This window comes from Mesorhizobium sp. M7A.F.Ca.CA.003.01.2.1, from assembly GCF_003998945.1.
Classification (GTDB): Bacteria; Pseudomonadota; Alphaproteobacteria; order Rhizobiales; family Rhizobiaceae; genus Mesorhizobium; species Mesorhizobium ciceri.
This window is the reverse complement of the sequence record NZ_RZRA01001049.1, coordinates 1-1826: the sequence shown is the minus strand read 5'-3', so window position 1 is coordinate 1826 and position 1826 is coordinate 1. Positions and strand designations below refer to the sequence as shown.

The 1826-nt window shown below is 65.9% G+C and carries 2 protein-coding genes and 1 pseudogene; all 3 read right to left on the bottom strand.

Annotated features, from left to right (window positions below; all coding sequences use genetic code 11):
• A pseudogene (locus tag EN969_RS29465) lies at nucleotides 1-408 on the bottom strand (sugar ABC transporter permease); the annotation flags it as partial.
• On the bottom strand, nucleotides 405-1226 hold the full coding sequence (locus tag EN969_RS29460) for an ATP-binding cassette domain-containing protein (protein WP_024501653.1): 822 nt from the start codon (nucleotides 1224-1226) through the stop codon (nucleotides 405-407). The gene EN969_RS29460 and the pseudogene EN969_RS29465, both read right to left, overlap by 4 nt.
• Nucleotides 1227-1322: 96 nt before the next feature.
• Nucleotides 1323-1826 (bottom strand): substrate-binding domain-containing protein (locus EN969_RS29455; protein ID WP_164758605.1); only part of this gene is annotated, 504 nt, incomplete at its 5' end.

Below are 1826 nucleotides of genomic sequence, written 5' to 3'. Positions count from 1 at the left end.
GCCGACGGCAACAGCGGCCAGAATCGCGAGCGCCACCGGCCAGCCCTGGTTGACCCACAGCGTGCCGACCATGGCCGAGGCAAAGCCGCTGATCGAACCGACCGACAGGTCGATCTCGCCGACCATCAGAACGCAGACGATGCCGAGCGCGATGACGCCGACGGTTGAGCAATCGAACAGCAGATTGACCAGATTGCTGCTCGACAGGAAGATCGGGTTGATGCTGGCGAACACCGTCCAGATGATGACCAGCCCGACAATCACTGGCAGCGAGCCGAGATCGCCCGAGCGGACCCGGTCGAAGAACCGGCGGATGGCGCCGCCGATCCCCGCCTCGTGCTTGACGCGCACATCGGCGCGGTCGAGCTGCGGCGGCACGGGGGCGGCCTGTTCGGCTTCGCGGCTCATGGGCGTGGCTCCTGGGTCTGGTCTTGCCTGGCCTGCCTGCGCTCGGCGCGCCGCGACACCGAATTGTTCGAGGCGCCGGTGATGGCGCTGACCAGTTCCTGGTTCGAGGCATCGGGCGAGAAGATGCCGTTGTTGCGGCCAAGCCGCAGCACGACGATGCGGTCGGCGACGGCGCGCACGTCTTCCATGTTGTGGCTGATGATGACGACGCCGAGGCCGCGGTCGCGCACCCGCTCGATCAAATTGAGCACTTCCGCCGTCTGCGCCACGCCAAGCGCTGCCGTCGGCTCGTCGAGCAGGATGAGCTTGGGTTCGAGCAGCAGCGAGCGCGCGATCGCCACCGTCTGGCGCTGGCCGCCCGACAGTGAAGCGACCACTTCGCGGACACTCGGGATGCGCGCCGAAAGCTCGTTGAGCAGCGTCCAGGCGCGCACTTCCATCGCCACCTCGTCCAGCCGCAGCGGGCTGAGTTCGCGGCCAAGGAAGATGTTGGCGACGATGTCGAGGTTCTCGCACAGCGCCAGGTCCTGGAACACGGTGGCGATGCCGAGCGTCAGCGCGGCACTCGGATCGGCAAGTGTCACCTGCTTGCCGCGAAAACTGATCGTGCCTGAGCTCGGCTGATGCACGCCGGCCAGGATCTTGACCAGGGTCGACTTGCCGGCGCCATTGTCGCCGACCAGCGCCACCACTTCGCCTGCATGGACATCGAGATCGATGTCGGTGAGCGCCGAAACGGCGCCGAAATTCTTCGAAACGCCGCGCAGGCTGAGCACCAGCTCGCCTGCCGGAACCGGTTCGTCCGAGGTATCGGTCATGCCAGGAAGCCTTTCAAAACCGGTTCAAAAATTTCGCATGAGCGCTGCCTGGCCACCACGCGGGTGGCCAGGCAGCGGAGCGGGCAAGGGTCGCGGTCAGTTCCCGATGCCCAGCTTCTTGCAGCCTTCCGCGTAACGATCGACGCAGAGCTCGGCCGCGGTGTTGATCTTCTTGTCGATGATCTCGGCCTTCAGGTTTTCCTGCGTCACAACAGCCGGCGTGAACAGCTGCGAGGGCGTATCGTACAGCGTCATCTCGGCCTTAGGCGTCTCGCCAGAAAGTAGCTTGATGGCGATGTTGGCGGCGGCCGCCGCCACGATCTCGCTCGGCTTGGAGATGGTGTTGTACTGGTCGCCGGCGATGATCAGTTGCAGTGCCGCGATCGTCGCGTCATTGCCGGTCACCGGCGGCACCGGATCGACGCCGGCCGCCTTGAAGGCCGCGATGGCGCCGCCACCGGTGCCGTCATTGGCGGCAACCACGCCGAGGATTTTCGGGCCGAAGCGGGTGATCTGGCCGCCGGCCCATTGCTGCGCCTTCGGCGGCGCCCATTCCGGCGTGTCGTATTCGGCCAGGATCTTGTAGCCGCTGTTGTCGAG

What these genes read in the sequence shown, in the direction of transcription:
- EN969_RS29460 (WP_024501653.1), bottom strand. Translation starts at nt 1,226, where the DNA reads ATGACCGATACCTCGGACGAACCGGTTCCGGCAGGCGAGCTGGTGCTC.